The sequence below is a fragment of the Pantoea sp. GM_Pan_3 genome, assembly GCF_026541045.1.
Classification (GTDB): Bacteria; Pseudomonadota; Gammaproteobacteria; order Enterobacterales; family Enterobacteriaceae; genus Pantoea; species Pantoea anthophila.
In genome coordinates this window covers 131652-147699 of record NZ_JALNVA010000004.1, presented here as the reverse complement: position 1 = coordinate 147699, position 16048 = coordinate 131652, and the positions used below count along the sequence as shown (strand labels likewise).

14 protein-coding genes and 1 pseudogene are annotated in these 16048 nt (G+C 50.4%); 7 read left to right on the top strand and 8 right to left on the bottom strand.

Annotated features, from left to right (window positions below):
• Positions 1–25: 25 nt before the first annotated feature.
• Positions 26–1504, bottom strand: a complete 1479-nt coding sequence (locus tag OXR04_RS13385; RefSeq protein WP_267370808.1) for a SulP family inorganic anion transporter — start codon at positions 1502–1504, stop codon at positions 26–28.
• 523 nt (positions 1505–2027) lie between these two features.
• Between OXR04_RS13385 and OXR04_RS13380 the strand changes: the two genes are divergently transcribed.
• Positions 2028–3308, top strand: a complete 1281-nt coding sequence (locus OXR04_RS13380; RefSeq protein WP_267370807.1) for a DUF2254 domain-containing protein — start codon at positions 2028–2030, stop codon at positions 3306–3308.
• A gap of 174 nt (positions 3309–3482) precedes the next feature.
• Here the strand turns inward: OXR04_RS13380 and OXR04_RS13375 are convergent, their stop codons facing one another.
• Entirely contained in the window at positions 3483–3662 is a 180-nt protein-coding gene (locus OXR04_RS13375) for a general stress protein (protein ID WP_009092874.1), read from the bottom strand.
• 1128 nt (positions 3663–4790) lie between these two features.
• On the opposite strand from OXR04_RS13375, the gene OXR04_RS13370 reads away from it, so the two are divergent.
• From OXR04_RS13370 to OXR04_RS13350, 5 genes are all read left to right on the top strand, one after another.
• A complete protein-coding gene (locus OXR04_RS13370) occupies positions 4791–5159 on the top strand; it encodes a hypothetical protein (RefSeq protein ID WP_267370804.1) in 369 nt (122 codons plus the stop codon).
• A 64-nt stretch (positions 5160–5223) separates the two neighbouring features.
• Complete coding sequence (locus OXR04_RS13365) at positions 5224–5526, top strand: hypothetical protein (RefSeq protein ID WP_267370801.1); 303 nt, start codon at positions 5224–5226, stop codon at positions 5524–5526.
• 132 nt (positions 5527–5658) lie between these two features.
• On the top strand, positions 5659–5991 hold the full coding sequence (locus OXR04_RS13360) for a hypothetical protein (RefSeq protein ID WP_058957104.1): 333 nt from the start codon (positions 5659–5661) through the stop codon (positions 5989–5991).
• 136 nt (positions 5992–6127) lie between these two features.
• On the top strand, positions 6128–6355 hold the full coding sequence (locus OXR04_RS13355) for a hypothetical protein (RefSeq protein ID WP_267370797.1): 228 nt from the start codon (positions 6128–6130) through the stop codon (positions 6353–6355).
• A gap of 359 nt (positions 6356–6714) precedes the next feature.
• Positions 6715–7611: a hypothetical protein gene (locus OXR04_RS13350; protein WP_267370795.1), complete on the top strand. Its 897-nt coding sequence runs from the start codon at positions 6715–6717 to the stop codon at positions 7609–7611.
• A gap of 209 nt (positions 7612–7820) precedes the next feature.
• On the opposite strand, the gene OXR04_RS13345 is transcribed toward OXR04_RS13350, so the two are convergent.
• The 6 genes from OXR04_RS13345 to OXR04_RS13320 all read right to left on the bottom strand — a co-directional run bounded on the left by OXR04_RS13345 (position 7821) and on the right by OXR04_RS13320 (position 14227).
• Complete coding sequence (locus OXR04_RS13345) at positions 7821–9917, bottom strand: pyrroloquinoline quinone-dependent dehydrogenase (RefSeq protein ID WP_267370792.1); 2097 nt, start codon at positions 9915–9917, stop codon at positions 7821–7823.
• Between the two features lie 10 nt (positions 9918–9927).
• A complete protein-coding gene (locus OXR04_RS13340; protein WP_046102734.1) occupies positions 9928–10293 on the bottom strand; it encodes a hypothetical protein in 366 nt (121 codons plus the stop codon).
• 902 nt (positions 10294–11195) lie between these two features.
• On the bottom strand, positions 11196–11480 hold the full coding sequence (locus OXR04_RS13335; RefSeq protein WP_267370787.1) for a hypothetical protein: 285 nt from the start codon (positions 11478–11480) through the stop codon (positions 11196–11198).
• 266 nt (positions 11481–11746) lie between these two features.
• On the bottom strand, positions 11747–12466 hold the full coding sequence (locus OXR04_RS13330) for an alpha/beta hydrolase (protein ID WP_267370784.1): 720 nt from the start codon (positions 12464–12466) through the stop codon (positions 11747–11749).
• A 118-nt stretch (positions 12467–12584) separates the two neighbouring features.
• Positions 12585–13847, bottom strand: a complete 1263-nt coding sequence (umuC, locus tag OXR04_RS13325; RefSeq protein ID WP_154928858.1) for a translesion error-prone DNA polymerase V subunit UmuC — start codon at positions 13845–13847, stop codon at positions 12585–12587.
• A gap of 2 nt (positions 13848–13849) precedes the next feature.
• Positions 13850–14227, bottom strand: a complete 378-nt coding sequence (locus OXR04_RS13320) for a peptidase (protein ID WP_009092864.1) — start codon at positions 14225–14227, stop codon at positions 13850–13852.
• Between the two features lie 1337 nt (positions 14228–15564).
• On the opposite strand from OXR04_RS13320, the pseudogene OXR04_RS13315 reads away from it, so the two are divergent.
• A pseudogene (locus OXR04_RS13315) lies at positions 15565–15747 on the top strand (DDE-type integrase/transposase/recombinase); the annotation flags it as partial.
• Positions 15748–16048 lie beyond the last annotated feature (301 nt).

Genomic DNA, 16048 nt, shown 5'->3' with positions numbered 1-16048 from the left:
TGTATCACCATAAATCATCAATGAATTAGTGGCCGCTCATCAGCTTTTTTACCTCTTCAGGTTTGTCATGCACGCCGAACCGGTCAACGAGAGTCTGGGTCGCGTCGTTCATTCCCCTGATGTTGACGTCGGTGCCCTCTCGGCGAAACTTAATCACAATGCGGTCCAGCGCATTGACTGCGGTGATATCCCAGAAGTGGGCGTGCGTCACGTCGATCACCACACGATCCAGCTTCTCGCGAAAATCGAAATAGCGGGTAAACCGGTCAGCTGAGGCAAAGAAGAGTTGTCCGCTCACGGTATAGGTGCGGGTATTGCCCTCTACGGCAGAGGAAACGGCCATAAAGTGGGCCACCTTAGTGGCAAAGTTCAGTGATGCAATCAGTACCCCGGTCAGCACGCCAAAGGCCAGATTATGGGTGGCGACCACCACGGCCACGGTCGCCAGCATCACAATGCTGCTTGAAAGCGGGTGGGTGCGCAGGTTCGCAAGGGATTGCCATGAAAAGGTGCCGATAGAAACCATAATCATCACCGCAACCAGCGCCGCCATGGGTATCTGCGACACCCAGTTGCGCAGAAATACCACCATCAACAGCAGCACCACGCCCGCCGTAAGCGTCGAAAGCCGTCCCCGCCCACCCGATTTAACATTGATTACCGACTGGCCAATCATGGCACAGCCCGCCATCCCGCCAATAAACGAAGTGCAGATATTGGCAATACCCTGTGCTTTGCACTCGCGGTTCTTGTCACTCGCTGTGTCGGTCATATCATCCACAATTGTGGCGGTCATCATAGATTCCAGCAGCCCTACCACGGCCAGCCCCGCCGAGTACGGCAGAATGATCAGCAGGGTATCAAGGTTAAGCGGGATATCCGGAATGAGAAACACCGGCAGGCTGTCAGGCAGTTTACCCATATCGCCCACCGTGCGAACGTCCAGGTGCAGCCAGACAGAGATAGCGGTCAGCACGATGATGCAGACCAGGGGGGAAGGAATCGTTTTATTCAGGTACGGGAAGAGATAAATAATGCCGAGCCCGGCAGCCGTGAGCGCATAGACGTGCCAGGTGACATGCGTCAGCTCCGGTAACTGCGCCATAAATATCAGTATCGCCAGTGCATTCACGAAGCCGGTCACCACGGAGCGCGACACGTAGCGCATCAGGCTGCCGAGCTTGAGGTATCCGGCTATCAGCTGGAACACGCCGGTCAGCACAGAGGCCGCAAGCAGATATTGCAGTCCGTGGTCTTTAACCAGCGTGACCATCAGCAGTGCCATCGCACCGGTTGAGGAAGAGATCATCGCCGGGCGGCCACCAAAGAAGGCCATGACGATGGGAATACAGAAGGCGGAATAGAGGCCGACCTGGGGATCGACACCAGCAATGATGGAAAAAGCGATCGCTTCCGGAATAAGCGCGAGCGCGACAACAATACCGGCAAGGACGTCACCACGGACGTTACCCAGCCAGTCCTTACGCGTCGAGGACAGCAGCATAATAATTTCTCAGATTTTGAATAAAGTCAGCCCGCAGGGGCAATAATTTTCAGATACGAAAAGTTCCATCCGCAGACGGGATGTTCAGGGCGCGCAGCTGAGCGGGCTCAGTGCGACAGAGGAGGGGTAAGACTCAGGGTGGCGTAAGACGCATGATTTTGGGTTCTCCTTTACGGCAGCAGCGTGCCTTCAGGACGGAAGTCATCCCGCGCAATGCTGTTCTGAACGCGGGCCGTGATATCTGATCAGAGCGAAAAGCTGACCAGACAGACCCGTTACTATAAACGAATGCCATGACCGATCAACCCCGCTTGCCACAGGTCAGCCCCTTTCCGCGCAGGGCGCGCGGGTGTCAATGCGCCAATCCGTGGCTATTCTTACCTTGCAACCAGCGAGCTCTGTAAGCGAGGCGTCTGCCCGGTCCATTGGTCAGAAAAGAGAGGCGACAGAGTGGTTTTATGAGGACAGCGGACGAAGGCCTGATGCGAAACCGCGACGATAAACTGATTAAAAAGGTGACATGATGTCTAAAACGCGGTGGCTTCTTCTCCGGCTGACCCGACAGCTCTGGTTTCGCAGTTCATTATTCGCGCTGCTGGCGATTATCACTGCCCTTGTCGCTATCGCCCTTAAACCCTTTATACCAGTTTCGGTATCAGGGATTGTGGGCAGTGACGCAGTCGATAAGATCCTGACGATACTCGCCTCAAGTATGCTGGCCGTCACCACTTTCTCGCTCAATATCGTGGTTACGGCTTATAACTCTGCCAGCAGCAGCGTGACGCCACGCGCTACGGTGCTGTTGCTTGAAGATGGCACAACGCAGAATGTGCTGGCGACCTTTATTGGCTCCTTTCTTTACAGCCTGGTGGGCATCATCGCTCTCGGCATGGGCGCCTATGGCACCCAGGGGCGGGTGATTCTCTTTTTTGTCACCCTGGTGGTCATTGCCACGATTGTCGTGACGCTGCTGCGCTGGATACAGCATCTGGCCCAGTTTGGCTGCATGTCTGACACATCCCATCGCGTCGAAGAAGCCACCACGGCAGCCCTCCACGATCGCCTCCGGCAACCCTGTATGGGCTGCTCTGCCTGGAACGGTGTTCTGCCAGAGAATAGCGCCCCGCAGAGCATCTTTCATCCGCAGACCGGCTACCTGCAACATGTAGACCTGCAACATCTTTCCGACTTCGCTCTGGAGAACGACTGTCATCTTTATCTTGCCGCTCAGCCGGGCTCTTTTATTCATCATGGCGCCCCGCTGCTCTGGTGCGATCGGCCACTGGAGGAGGATGAGATGCAGAGAGTGTGCCATGCCTTTACCCTGGGTGAGCAGCGTTCCTTTGAACAGGACCCCCGCTTTGGGCTGTGTGTCCTGTCCGAAATCGCCTCACGCGCGCTATCTCCGGCGGTTAACGATCCGGGCACTGCGATCGATATTATCGGCCGGGCGGTCAGGTTGTTCACCCTGCCCGCCTCTGCAGACTCTGCCACCACGCACTACCCGCGGCTCTTTATGCAGCCCGCGCAAATCTGCGACATGTTTGACGATATTTTCACCGGGATTGCGCGCGATGGTGCCGCACTGGTCGAAGTTCAGTTGCGCCTGCAGAAAGCGCTGCACTCGCTGGCGGTGATTTCACCTCAACGTTATGCCGCAGAGGCGCAGCGCCATGCCCTGCTTGCGCTGACGCGTGCTAATCACGCGATGCATTGCGAGGCAGACAAAGAGGCAGTTAAACGTGCTTATGGCTGGCACTATTTAAACGGGACGGGAATAAGTGAAGAAGAGATCCTGATATGAGGCAATATCAGATGGCGGAGAAAGGATTTAATAAAAGTTGTCAATAACACTACGGCATCGCTTATTTATTGACAATATGTTTCTTAAATTAACCCTCATCTGTCAATGTATTAAAAATGAAAGCCCCGGCAGGAATGCCGGGGCCTGAGGCTAAATCAGCATTAACATCTCTGATTATTCAGACTTACGTCCGCCCCCGTGGCTATTCTGGCCACCTTTCTTGCCCGCTTCTGAAGCTTTCTCACGGTCATTGGCGAAGTTACCGCCACTGTTTTGCCCGCCTTTTTTACCCGCTTCAGATGCTTTCTCAGGGTTTTCTGCAAAATTACCTGAACCACCACGATGTTCGGCCATATTATCCTCCTGGATAACTTTTCTAAAAATAGATGGTAACCGGCATGATAAATATCGCCAGCCGTATTCGTGTTGCACTGTTTATTCTAGAGGGGGCAAGGATGTTTGCAAGCGGACCCGTTTAAACTCTGCGGGGAAAAAGCATAAGCGAGACGCACGCCAGGCGAAATAAGCCAGACGACAGGGATGAAAATTTTAAAATTAAAACAAATTCTTATGACACTGAGTTGAAAGTTATATTTTCCGCACCCCGTTAATAAAATATTACCTTTGTTAAAATTTATAAAAACAGAGCACTGTGACGCTGTGCTGAAGCATGCTTGTTCAATCGAAAAGAGTTCAGGTGGGTTCTGACTCACTCATGCTGCAGAAAGAGTGGCAGATAAGCGTAACCGGGTCTGTAAAAGCCCGTATGATTTTACTCAGTTCCAGGTTCAGAAAAATACCAGGTGCAGTTTGTTAGCAGCCAGATGGATCTGCAGCGCGGCTTGGGGCGCCTGGCCATCCGCCGGAAACACACCTTAAGGATTCAGCCCTTTCAGTGGCTATCTCACAATATTTACGCTGGCAAACAGTCTGCTTTAGTCAGAATCAGCAGGCGTTTTGACTCCTTTCTGATGTGCGATCCGCTTAACCCAGCTCCTCTGGATTCGTAGTGTATCTTCAGCGCGCCTGTTGAAGAGCCCTCCAGCCTCGCCGTGCCAGTTTGTCCTGAATGCAACAGATCTGCTCTTAAACAGTTTCTGCATTAATCATTAAATAATCAGAATTAAAGAGGTTACAACCTTCTGAAATGCAATTTTTTCATTACCTATCCAATTTTTTAGATAAACATAAAATTAATGCTTAATAAAAATGTAATACGTTTCAGCCTGTAAAAGCTGTTACCGTGAACTGTATATCACTTTCAGAGCTGGCCTGACAAAACAGCACCCGCCAGAAAGATACATTAAAGATCTAACAAACCTACCTGCTACTTTACACACAACAGTTAATCACCAGACACTTCTTATTACATCTGCATCCCTTCTCTTTTCATGCTTTTTTTAATTTACTTCAGGCAACCCCACGGCGGGGTTATCAGCAACGTGTTTTTTACTCATCTATTTCTTACTTTAAGGATGGACTATGAGACTCAATAAAATCACTTTTGCGTTAGGAGTTTTGCTAATTATGTCATCCCGGCTATCAGTCGCAGCGCTGTTGGACAGTGAGGCTATTAAATCCGACTCTGCGAAGCCCTATGTGTTAGTCGGCGATGCGAATGGCGCTGCAGGTGCTGCAGGAGGTAATGGGGGGAATGGTGGGAATGATAATTCACCGGGAGCGCCAGGCGGGGATGGCGGCAATGGCGGTAATGGTGGTAATGCCGATAGTGGGAATGGCAGCAGCAATGGTAATGACAGTGGAGATAATAACGGTACCGGTAATGGTGACGGAAGCGATAATGGCGGCGGAGATAGCGGAGGAGATAATGGTGGTGATGGTGGTTCATAACAGGCTGCTTTAATTTTAATACGCGGCGAATGATTTCTCCGCGTTTAATTTATGGAGATATAAAATGAAAGCTCGCTCATTAACCATCAATATAGTTATCCTTTCAACTATTTTAGTCAGTGCTTTGAATGCTCAGGCCTCAAACAGGCATCATCATAAACATAATGACTGCTCATATCTGAATGGGAAAGATGGCGGCACGACGAAAAGCGGTGACGCTAATGGTGAGAATGGCAGGCAAGGTGTGTCGGGAACCCCATGTATCAATGGCGGCAATGGCGGCAATGGCGGTAATGGCGGTAACACGCCTGATGGAAACGCAAATGGCGGAAACGGTGCGCCCGGAGCTAATGGAGCTAATGGATGAATAACAAAATAAATACATTTTTCTCGTTAAGCCTGTTTAGCGTAGTAATTCTCAACTCAATGACCAATGCCTGGGCAAACAAGGAGAAAAAAATTGTAATACCGGCTTCTCATTTGTTTCATCTGACAGCTGATGGCGGCAATGGTGGTGATGGCGGAAGTGGCTCAGCCGGGGGCAATGGCGGGAATGGTGGAAATGGCGGGAGTGGGCCTGATGGTGGCAATGGGGGCAACGGCGGGAATGGTGGAAATGGTAATAGTGCTGATTCACCCGGCGGGAACGGAGGTGACGGTGGTGATGGGGGCAACAGTGGTAACAACGGGCACGGAGGTGAAGGCGCGGCCGGGGGAAATGGCGCTGATGGTGGAGATGGAGGTGATGGGGGCAGTAATAATTCACCTGGCGGAAATGGCGGTGACGGTGGAGATGGCGGGGATGGGGGGAACACTTAATCAGATAATGTAACAAGTTCATTTAAGGAGAGTCTGAATGCAATATTTTAGTTTGCACGTCTTTTTAAAGTCATCAGTCATAATAACTCTCATAACACTTCGGGTATTAATTTTTTGCACACCTTCTATTCTGTTACCGGCATTAACTTTTGCCATTAGCTTTAATGCTACCGCAGACGATGGTGATGGAGGTGATGGAGGTGATGGCTCCGGCAATGGTGACGGCGGTAACGGCGGAAATGCCGGAGCCGGGTCTGATGGAAACGGAGGTAATGGGGGAAGTGGTGGCGAAGATGGAGGTAACGGTGGAAATGGCGGTAATGGTGATGGTTCAGGTAACGGTGGAAATGGAGGTGATGCGGGCCCCGGGGGGTTAGGTGGTCAGGGTGGTCAGGGTGGTACCAATGGAGGTCACGATGGTTCTCCGGGGATGAGCGGTACCAGAGCGTCTAAGTAGACAGACTTTTCGTAATGAATCTCTTTCAGTCAGGTTGATGTAATTAAGGTATTAAAACCTGATATCGCTCTGGCTGAACGTCTGACTTTTCACAAGGTCCGCTTTGTACCAGAAGCGGCCTCTTTGCTTAAATCTGTAAAGAACAGAGCGTTTGTTTTTTGACTGGAGACCTTAAATGAATCATTTCATCTAAAGTTTTATGTCGCTCTGTCGTTACTTAAAAAAACCATCGATATTTATCACGGACTGAGTGTTGTTCAGGATGGAGAGGCATTGGCAATGAACATCAATACGTTAAACAATATTTACAGGCAGAATCCATCTGTATCAGTTAAAACCCCTGAAAGCTCCAGCCTCTACCCTGCCAGCGAGAGCAACGCTACAGTCGTGCAGCCTGTCTCGTCAGGCCAGTCTACGATAAGTGGACGAGGACTGATGATGTCTCGTCTTTTTGGTAAGGTAAGCACCTTACCTGAAATGCAGACTCAGCTTACCAAAAATAACCAGGGAATGGATGCCTCTGTTTTTCTGACGAAGAGCGATTTGGGCGCACTTTCACATCTCTATGATCAGGCACAGACACAGGGAGCTGACTTACGATATATTGATGATATAGCACGCGATTTAGGTAATTACCGTAAGTTCGGAAGCGTGTCAGGTAGTTATAATACAGGGAATAGTCACGATACGACTGGTCGGGTTCAGACGGTATCATTTACAGATAAAGATGCTGCAACAGCATCCCGTATTCTGAGCGGTGATAACTTTGCAAACTCTGGCCTCGACCCTGCTTTTATCAGATATGAACTCGACCCTGGGTATTCTTTCAGTCATACCGCGAGTTTTGACTATCTGGAATCCATCATGAAAACTACCGGTTCTGATGCGACATCGAAAAGCCAATTCATGGCATCTCCGTTCGCAACTTATGTAAGTCAGGGACAGAATAACTACATAATAAATACGGCCAGCGAAGCCACACTGAAAATTGAAGAACCTGGTGTCATCAGCAAAGATGGTGTATTTACTGTCACCGAAGCCGGCAAGAAGCATGGATTCAGATTAGAAGGCAATGATGTCATACAGGATAAAAACACAGGCATAAATGACACTCAGTATGGAAAGCGCAGGGACAAAACGTTAATGGACTACTTCCTGAACCTGAAGAATACATAAGATATTAATCCTGAAAATTCAGAAGCCAGAACTGTTTGATCTGCTTAGTCAGTAACTTTTATCAATAACGCCTTTCAGTTCTATCTGCAGTCGACGGCTCTCAGACTGGGCATGAGATTGCTTTTAGAAGAATGATCATTTGCTCAGAATCACAAAGAAAATGGGACCCCAGAGGCCCCATACATTCTCCACGGAATCTTCAGCAACCGCTATTCAGGTAAAGCGTAAACCACCACCTGGTCGCCCACCTGATCCTTGAGGATGGTATTACCGCCGGCGACAAACGCCACGTACTGGCGGCCTTTATACTCATAGACCGAGGGATTGGCTACCGCAGGGGCTTCTGCCTGATCGGACCACAGCTCCTCGCCACTCTCCACGGAATAGGCACGAACCTTAGCATCCATTGACGCACCAATAAATATCACGCCGCCCGCGGTGACTGCCGGGCCGCCAATGGTCGGTGAGCCCCAGCTTTCTGGCATAAAGAAGCCATACTGCTGAGATGCGCCAACAGGACGACGCCATTTGACGTCACCGGTGTGCATATCAATCGCCACGATTTCACCAAAGGGTGGCTGCCAGCACGGCATGCCCAGCCAGTTATTGGCAACCATAAGACGCATGCCGTATGGCGCGCCTTCCTGTGGTGCAAAACCACTCTCATTGCCCGCGCCATTATCCGCTTTTTCATAATCTTCGCGGCTGTAGAGCTTCACGTACTGCACGATATGGGAGGTATTAACGATCGCGATCTGCTTTTGAGGATCGAACGCGACGCCGCCCCACTGCACGCCACCCGCACTGTCCGGATACGTCAGTGTGCCTTCGCCTTTGGTGACAGGCGGCGTGTACATGCCTTCGTAGGTCAGCTTATCCCATAACCTTGAACACTGACCTGCCCCCACCATATCCGCCAGTTTCCAGATCGCTGGCTTTTTCGACTGGTCAAGCAGCGGTGCAGGTTTCGTCGGGAATGGCTGCGTGGGTGAAAGAACTTCACCCTGAACCGAGCCATCACCCTGCGGCACAGGTCGCTCTTCAATCGGCCAGACATCCTCACCGGTCAGCCGATTCACCACAAACAAAAAGCCCTGCTTGGTTGCCTGAATCAGTGCCGGGATCGGTTTGCCATTGACCGTGATATCCATCAGTGTCGGCGCCGAGTTGATGTCGTAATCCCACACATCGTGGTGCACCCACTGACGGGACCAGACCACTTTACCGGTGTTCACATCCAGTGCGGTAGTTGAGGTAGCCAGTGGGATAGGTGCAGTGCGGTTACCTCCCCAGTAGTTAGGAGACGGCGATGAGACCGGCAGATACACCAGTCCATGCGCCTCATCAGCTGACATATGTGTCCAGACGTTAGCCGTACCGGTACGTTTGCGGACCGCTTCCGGAATAGCGTCAAACGTCCATTCGCGTTTGCCGGTCTGCGCATTCACAGCGAAAACTGTGCCCGGAGGCGCTTCAGCATAGGCCCAGTCCTTGCCCGCCCAGCCAATCAGCAGGCGGTTACCCACGACCGTTGGCGGCTGCAGAACTGAAAGCGGATATTTGGCATTAATCGTGTTCCACTGATTCAGATCGAGAACGCCATTATCAGCAAAGTCGCTGCATGGCTTTCCGGAATCGGCATCCAGCGCAAAGAGCTTGCCATCAACCGTACCCATATAGACAATTTTCTGACACGCCTGTCCGGCGACGGGGGTTTTTGCCTGCCAGTAAGAGACGCCCCGGTTTTTCAGAACGGGCTGGGTCAGGGCTTTACGCGGGGATTTGGTGTCGTAGTGCCATTTCTCTTTGCCCGTACCGGGATGGAGGGCAATCAGGCGATCGAAAGGCGTACCGATATACAGGGTCTGATTGGCAAAAATAGGGGTGGCTGACCAGACGGTCGCGGGCGTGTCACCCTTGCCGTCCGAGACATCACCGGTATGAAATTCCCAGATCTTCTTTAACTGGCTGACGTTGTCGGTATTAATCTGCTTCAGCGGGCTGTATTTCTGCGCGTTAAGCTGACCATGAAAGCTGTCCCAGGTCGCACCCGATGGCACCAGCGAAGTCGGGGGATTGTCTGCCGTTGCGACCTTATCTCCATCACGCTTGCCGGTTGAGGCATCGTCTGTGGTGTTAGTGGTACCGGGAGATTGGTGATCAGCCGCATCCGGACTGACCTTCTCCCGCGCGCCCATAGAGGCCTCTGCAGCGTTATCCTGTGCATGGAGTGCCAGTGGGGTAAGCAGCAGCGCCAGCGCCGTCATGCCGACTTTCATTACCGGAGTCGTTTTATTGTTCTTCACGAAGGTTTCCTCAGGCTTTAACGCGATGGTCAGGACGAGCGGGGTTTCTGCAGAGCGTAATCAGACCAATAAGACCTGCAACCATCGCTGCCGTAATGATGTATTGATGCAGCAAAGCGGCGGCAAAAGCAGTACCGAATAACACGAACAGGGTCAGAACAATTACTGTCGCACGTGCACCGCGACCGGATGCACTACGCAGAATAAATGTCAGTATCGCCAGAATGACGCTGGCGATAGCCACACCTAACGCGCCGATTGTACCGGTCACACCAGTCAGTGGCGTCAGCCACGCATACAAAGCCACCGCGAAACCGATCGCTGCCGCGATCAGCAGTAGTAAGCCGCCCAGACGTGAAGATTGAGGTTGCAACATAACAGGAAGTCCCATGGTGTTTGATTAATCATTAAATATGGCGCACTGGCAGGTTTATGCGGCTGTTTTTCACCGGAAAATGATAAAAAAACCTGCCATCTGTAGCAGAATGGATACCCAACGTATTCAGATCACAGGACAAGGCGTGAACTTCCTCAGGGAAACTGCGCACCTCTGGCATGGAAGGAAAACGGAATTCCGCAAGCCGGGATGTGCTGCGGGTAAAAAGTATTTTTGAATAGAAGAGGCGATTTTATGAAGTGTGCAGATTGCTCATTTTTTCCCCTTATTTATAAGGGGGTTCGGGATACTGAACTCTGACTTAAACTGGTGATCACCTGGTTCAACCCCATTGAGTGGGAAAATTTTTGCGCCTTCGGGGTGAATACAGAACGTTACAGGTATCAATGCTTTTTTGTATAGCAAAGCCTCGCTTCGTGCATTTGACGCATGAATGTTAGTAGATACCCGGCTTTTGACCCTGTTCTGAAGGCGGAGGCTGAGCGAGCGTCCCGCCAGGACTGGCATATGCACGCGCCATGGGACCCGCCGGAAAACTGATGATTAAATATGCGGTTAAGAGTCCGCAGCGCGGATGTCGCCTTACAGGCCGCGCTGGTCAGTGCTTTAATGTTTTTTAGTAATAACGAGAAACGTCTTGTTGAGCTCGATTGCATCAGGGCTGACCTGCAGCATTTGGCGCGTCTGCTCATCCAGCGCCAGACGGACGGCTAACTGCTAGGCCTGAACATCAATGGAAACCTCGTTCTATGCGCATAAAAAACCCAGCGTCAGCTGGGCTTAGCGAAATTGATCTGGTTATTGGGTTTCATTTAACCAGTACACTCATATCAGAACTCGCCTGGCCCCGGTTTTTAAATGATCGGGGTGTGAAATTTAGCTTAAGAGGACTTTTTAGTGGTCGGAAAAATGCTTTTTATAATCCTCGATATCAACCATCCGAGAAATAACACCGCTAAAAGAGCCACGAAAAAAGTAACGGGGTCTTCTCCCCATTGATAGTCACTTCCAATCCACCCTTGTCCTCCTGGGCCAAGCTTGAAGAAAAGCCATGAACCAAAGGTGAAAATAAGATTGTTGAGTGGTGTGATGTACTTTATGAGAAGCACAGCTAAAACCAGCGAAACAACACTCACGGCGATCTTTCTAGTCAATGCATCTTGCATAATCAGCTTTGCCCATCACATCCACGTAGCCATAAGCCATTAACCCACTGCGTGAGCCTGCCACTGTCATTTTACTTGTGCGCAGCAGGGCTTGTCTTATCTGCTCAAAATCACCAACTTTGAACAGCGTTATGCATCCACATTGACCTGAGCCCTTTGATTACATCCATTTTTGTTAACAGCCTATACGGGTAAATAGCGGACATTTACCATCGAAGTGTCCACTATGATAAAGTGCGGATGCGATAATATGCAATAACCACACCTTATGTGACTTCTGGGGATTTGATGAACTGAGTTATTGTTTCTCCCAGTTTCAGAAGGAAATCGTTTCGCGATGGATGAGGATCTATGACCTGCGGAGGTAGCTCATTCATGAAGGTAAAGTGACCTGCATTCTCAGCAATGTGTAGTTCAGAATAAGTGTGTAAACGTAAGGACTGATGAAGGAATAGTGCCTGTGCAGGTGGCGTAATTACGTCCTTTTCACCCGCCCAAATCTGAAGCGGTATCTTTATGGGGACCAATGACAGATGTGCTGGAAAAAAGTCGGAGGGGGGCGTCAAAAGGACCAGTCGATTAAGGATATTATGGCCTTCAAACCTGACAGGTTCTCTGGCACTGGTCCAGGCGGTAGCTCCAGCACGTATGAGTAAAATTACTGCTCCGAGTGAATGGCCAACACCTGATATTGAGGCATATCCTGTGCAGAATTTTTCAGCCGCCAGGTTAAGTCGCTGGACGCGCTCTGTCAATTCAGCTTGAGTCGGAAAACGCGAATTCAAAAGTTCGAAATGTGGCGCTACAACGGCTACTCCGTGGCGAGCAAATGTTCGGATAAGCCCTATGTGTCTTAGCGGGTTGCCGCCCAGGCCGGGAACAAAGAGAATACACGTTGTAGCATCCCTTACTCTGAAGAGTGTCACATCAAGGCTTTTTCCCCCAATGTCAGCTTTTACAGTTTCCTGACTGACGCCTGTATCCATTAAATCCCCCTCTTAAAGGAGCGTAAAATATACTTTTTTCATCATTGAAAGATTGCCTTTTGGTCTGCTTCTGGCACAGGGCGGACTTTCAGCTAACAGGCTCACCCGATACTTTTAGCTACTTTATGGCAGGAATATCTTTTAACCTCGTTGTATAGCGTGGCGACAACCTTTCACGCTTCATCTGCCATGAGCTGTCGCGCGCTCCCTGCCCCGCAAACCAGACCTTGCCTTTCCCTGAACGATTAATGCCGTCCAGTGCCGCCATTAAAGCATCTGCGTTTGCACGGGGCTGCTGCTCACTGAACAGGTCAAACTGCGTCATGCCGGACGGGTAAAAATCTCCCAACATCACCCCAGCTTTGGCATAGCGGAAGCCCTCCCGCCAGATAGTTCCAAGACCGCGAAGCGCTGATTCTATAATGTCCCGCGTATCACTGGTCGGATAATCGCACATGCAGGATGCCGTGTTGGAATATCGCGGCTCATCGCCATGTCTGCCGGTGGCAACTGAGACACTGATATGCCTGCAGCGTGAATTCTGCTCCCTGAGCTTTTCTGCCGCACGCGTGGCATAAAGCACGATTGCCTGCTGCATCTCTTCCAGTTTTGTGACTCTTTCACCAAACGACCGCGAGTTCAGTATGTGCTCTTTCGGTGGCGGTGCATCCTCAAGCGCGATGCAGGACTCACCATTCAGCTCACGGGTGATACGCTCAACGATGACGTCAAAATTTTTCCGTATCATGCTGATGTTGCTGTCTGCCAGCTGCAGAGCCGTTGTTATTCCCAGCTGATTCATGCGTTTGCTGATGCGCTGACCAATACCCCAGATATCGCTGACGTCGGTCAGATGCAGGAGCTTTCGCTGCCGGTGTCTGTCGGACAGGTCCACGACGCCGTTAGTCTGTGTCCATTTCTTTGCCGCATGGTTGGCCAGTTTCGCCAGCGTTTTCGTCGGCGCAAACCCCACGCCGATAATGAGTCCCGTTTCCCTGCGGATACGCTCGCGCATCTGCTGTCCGAAGGTCTCAAGCGGGATAAGGCTGTTAATCCCTGTAACGTCCAGAAAACACTCGTCAATTGAGTAAACTTCCTGCCCCGCAGCCATCTCCCCCAGTATCGCCATCATGCGTGCCGACATGTCGCCATACAGCTCGTAGTTGGAGCTGAATACGTAAACCCCGTTCTCCCTGAAGAAACGCTCATTCTTAAACAGCGGGGCCGCCATCTTTATGCCCATTCGCTTTGCTTCAGCCGAGCGGGCAATAACGCAGCCATCGTTATTCGACACGACCACAATGGGTTTTCCGCGCAGGTCGGGTCGGAATACCGTTTCACAGGAGGCGTAAAAATTATTGGCATCGGCCAGCGCAAACATCCCTACTCTCCTGCCGGCCCGTTGAATCCCACCCCGGCCACATCAGTGAGCGCATAGGCAACCACACCCCAGACGGGCAGCGTCTGGTTCACATCCAGCACTGTTACCGTTTCGTCCTCGTCCAGCGCCTGCAGCGCGGGAACCGGATTGAGCAGCAGTCGTCTCAGCGTCAGCTCCCCGTCAACCTCAGCAACGATTAGCTGGCGGTGTACAGGCGTTAGTGCACGATCGATAGCCAGCACGGATCCTTTCACAATACCGGCATCGGGGCAGTCGCTTTCGCTGCGCATCAAATAGGTTGAGTAAGGGGAAAGATGAACGAGATCGCCCAGGTTAAGGCGCGTTTCGGTGTAGTTCTGAGCGGGATTCTGAAAGGCCATTAAAATGCTCCATTCTGACCAGCATTGCTGCCTGTCTGCATCCAACAGGCATACACATTTATGACTCCTGTGATGAGTATAAGTCGTTACAGCCGGCAATGCGCATGTGTGTACGCCGATGTCTGCTACAGGCGGAAAAGCTGAAGTTTGGGCATGGTATTACTACATAAATAAATTAAGGTGTGTTAAACCCCAGGTAATTGATTTGCTCTCGAAGATATAGACATTCTTAAGGCCGAGTTCTTTTGATAGGGATCGCGGTCGCTATAGAATTTACTTTCTTGAGGAGACAGGTTCTAATTGGCTTGTAACAAATGAGATAATACCCTTCCAGAAGATAGATAAGCAGGAGAAAATCTATGATAGCTCTAATAAAGGATCTTTTAAGTAATCCGGTGGTTTCCGCAGTAGTTCTTAGCATCATCGGAGCTGTTACAAAAAAGTATATTCAATTTCATCGCAGAGATTTTTTTTCACGCTCATCTTCCGAGCAGATAAATGCAGTCGAGTGGCTTAGGAACTCATCTGTACCAATGTCCGATCCGTTAGCTAAGGCGGAACAGCAGTTCCGTCTACAGTCGTTCGGACTACACAGAGACCGGGATTTATCTTACAAAATCATATGTTTTTACTCAGAACATACGCAGTCATTGATGCCCTCCCTGAGGGCAGTCTTACGTTACCAAGGGATGTACACAATTGCTGATGGAAACATATACCCTCATAAATTCCACAAGTGGTTAGTATCTTTAGTATTTGTATGGTTACTATCGATTAGCGTTACTGAGATATATAGGGGTTATTTACACAGTTATAGCGTAAAGGCTTTACTATCTCTGTTTGTCTTTTTTATGGCTTTTATAGTATGGTGTTGGGTTGCTGCTTGTGCTGTGAAAATTTCAAGCATCAGTAAAAAACTCAATTCTTATACCCCACCCGCAAAAGACTATAAATCCAGCACAAACAATTTCTGTTCAATACTCAATAATAAATATCCTTAGTGTGGCTGATTTGCTCCTCATTAATACTTGTATACCGTTGTTAGTGACGTCCGCTTCTGACACAAAGCGCACTGATACGCAGGCCGGGGTCTGTTAAGCACGAGAAACGGATGCGGTTCGTTAATATCGTGACGATTGTTAGGTTGACCCGCCCAGACGTATATTATCCATTCAGGAACTCATAAGTATGCCCGGAGGTTGCATATGTTGATCCATAACGTTTTTGAGCGGCATTTTGGTGCTCAGCGTGAGGATGATCGGTGGCTAATATTTCGCGCAGACCTGTCAGAGAGAAAGTTTTCTCGGCTCTATGACGTCGCAATCCCGAACCAGATGACAGAAGGTGGATTGCTGGCTGGTCAATGCAACCGCGGATGGCAAAGCAGAGTGTCCTGAACGCATTGCTGATGGCTGTAAGGCGGCATACCCCCCAAAAACAGGCGCGGGTTCTCTGATCAGGGCAGTCAGTACACATGTCATGAGTGGCAGTCGTTCCTGAGATCACATGGACTGGAGGGCGCCATAATACCCCCGCCCTGCACCACTCAATGAACTCACTCGGTGACGGCCAGAACGGTAAAACGCTGTCCTGCGAACGACTGCTGTACGTTCTGTCCTCATTGCCCGACTGCGTCTGATAACACCCTGCCTGCCCGTTAATTTGCATCAGGGAGTGTCATTTCTGAGGCACCACTGGATCTCCGGAAGTTATCGATGTCCTCACACTCAGCGCTTTTTCGTCACACAAGCAGACAGGGCTAATACCGGAGAACGGGCGGCTCTCCTCTGACCAGCTAAATAAGCTGGACATTTTCTGAAC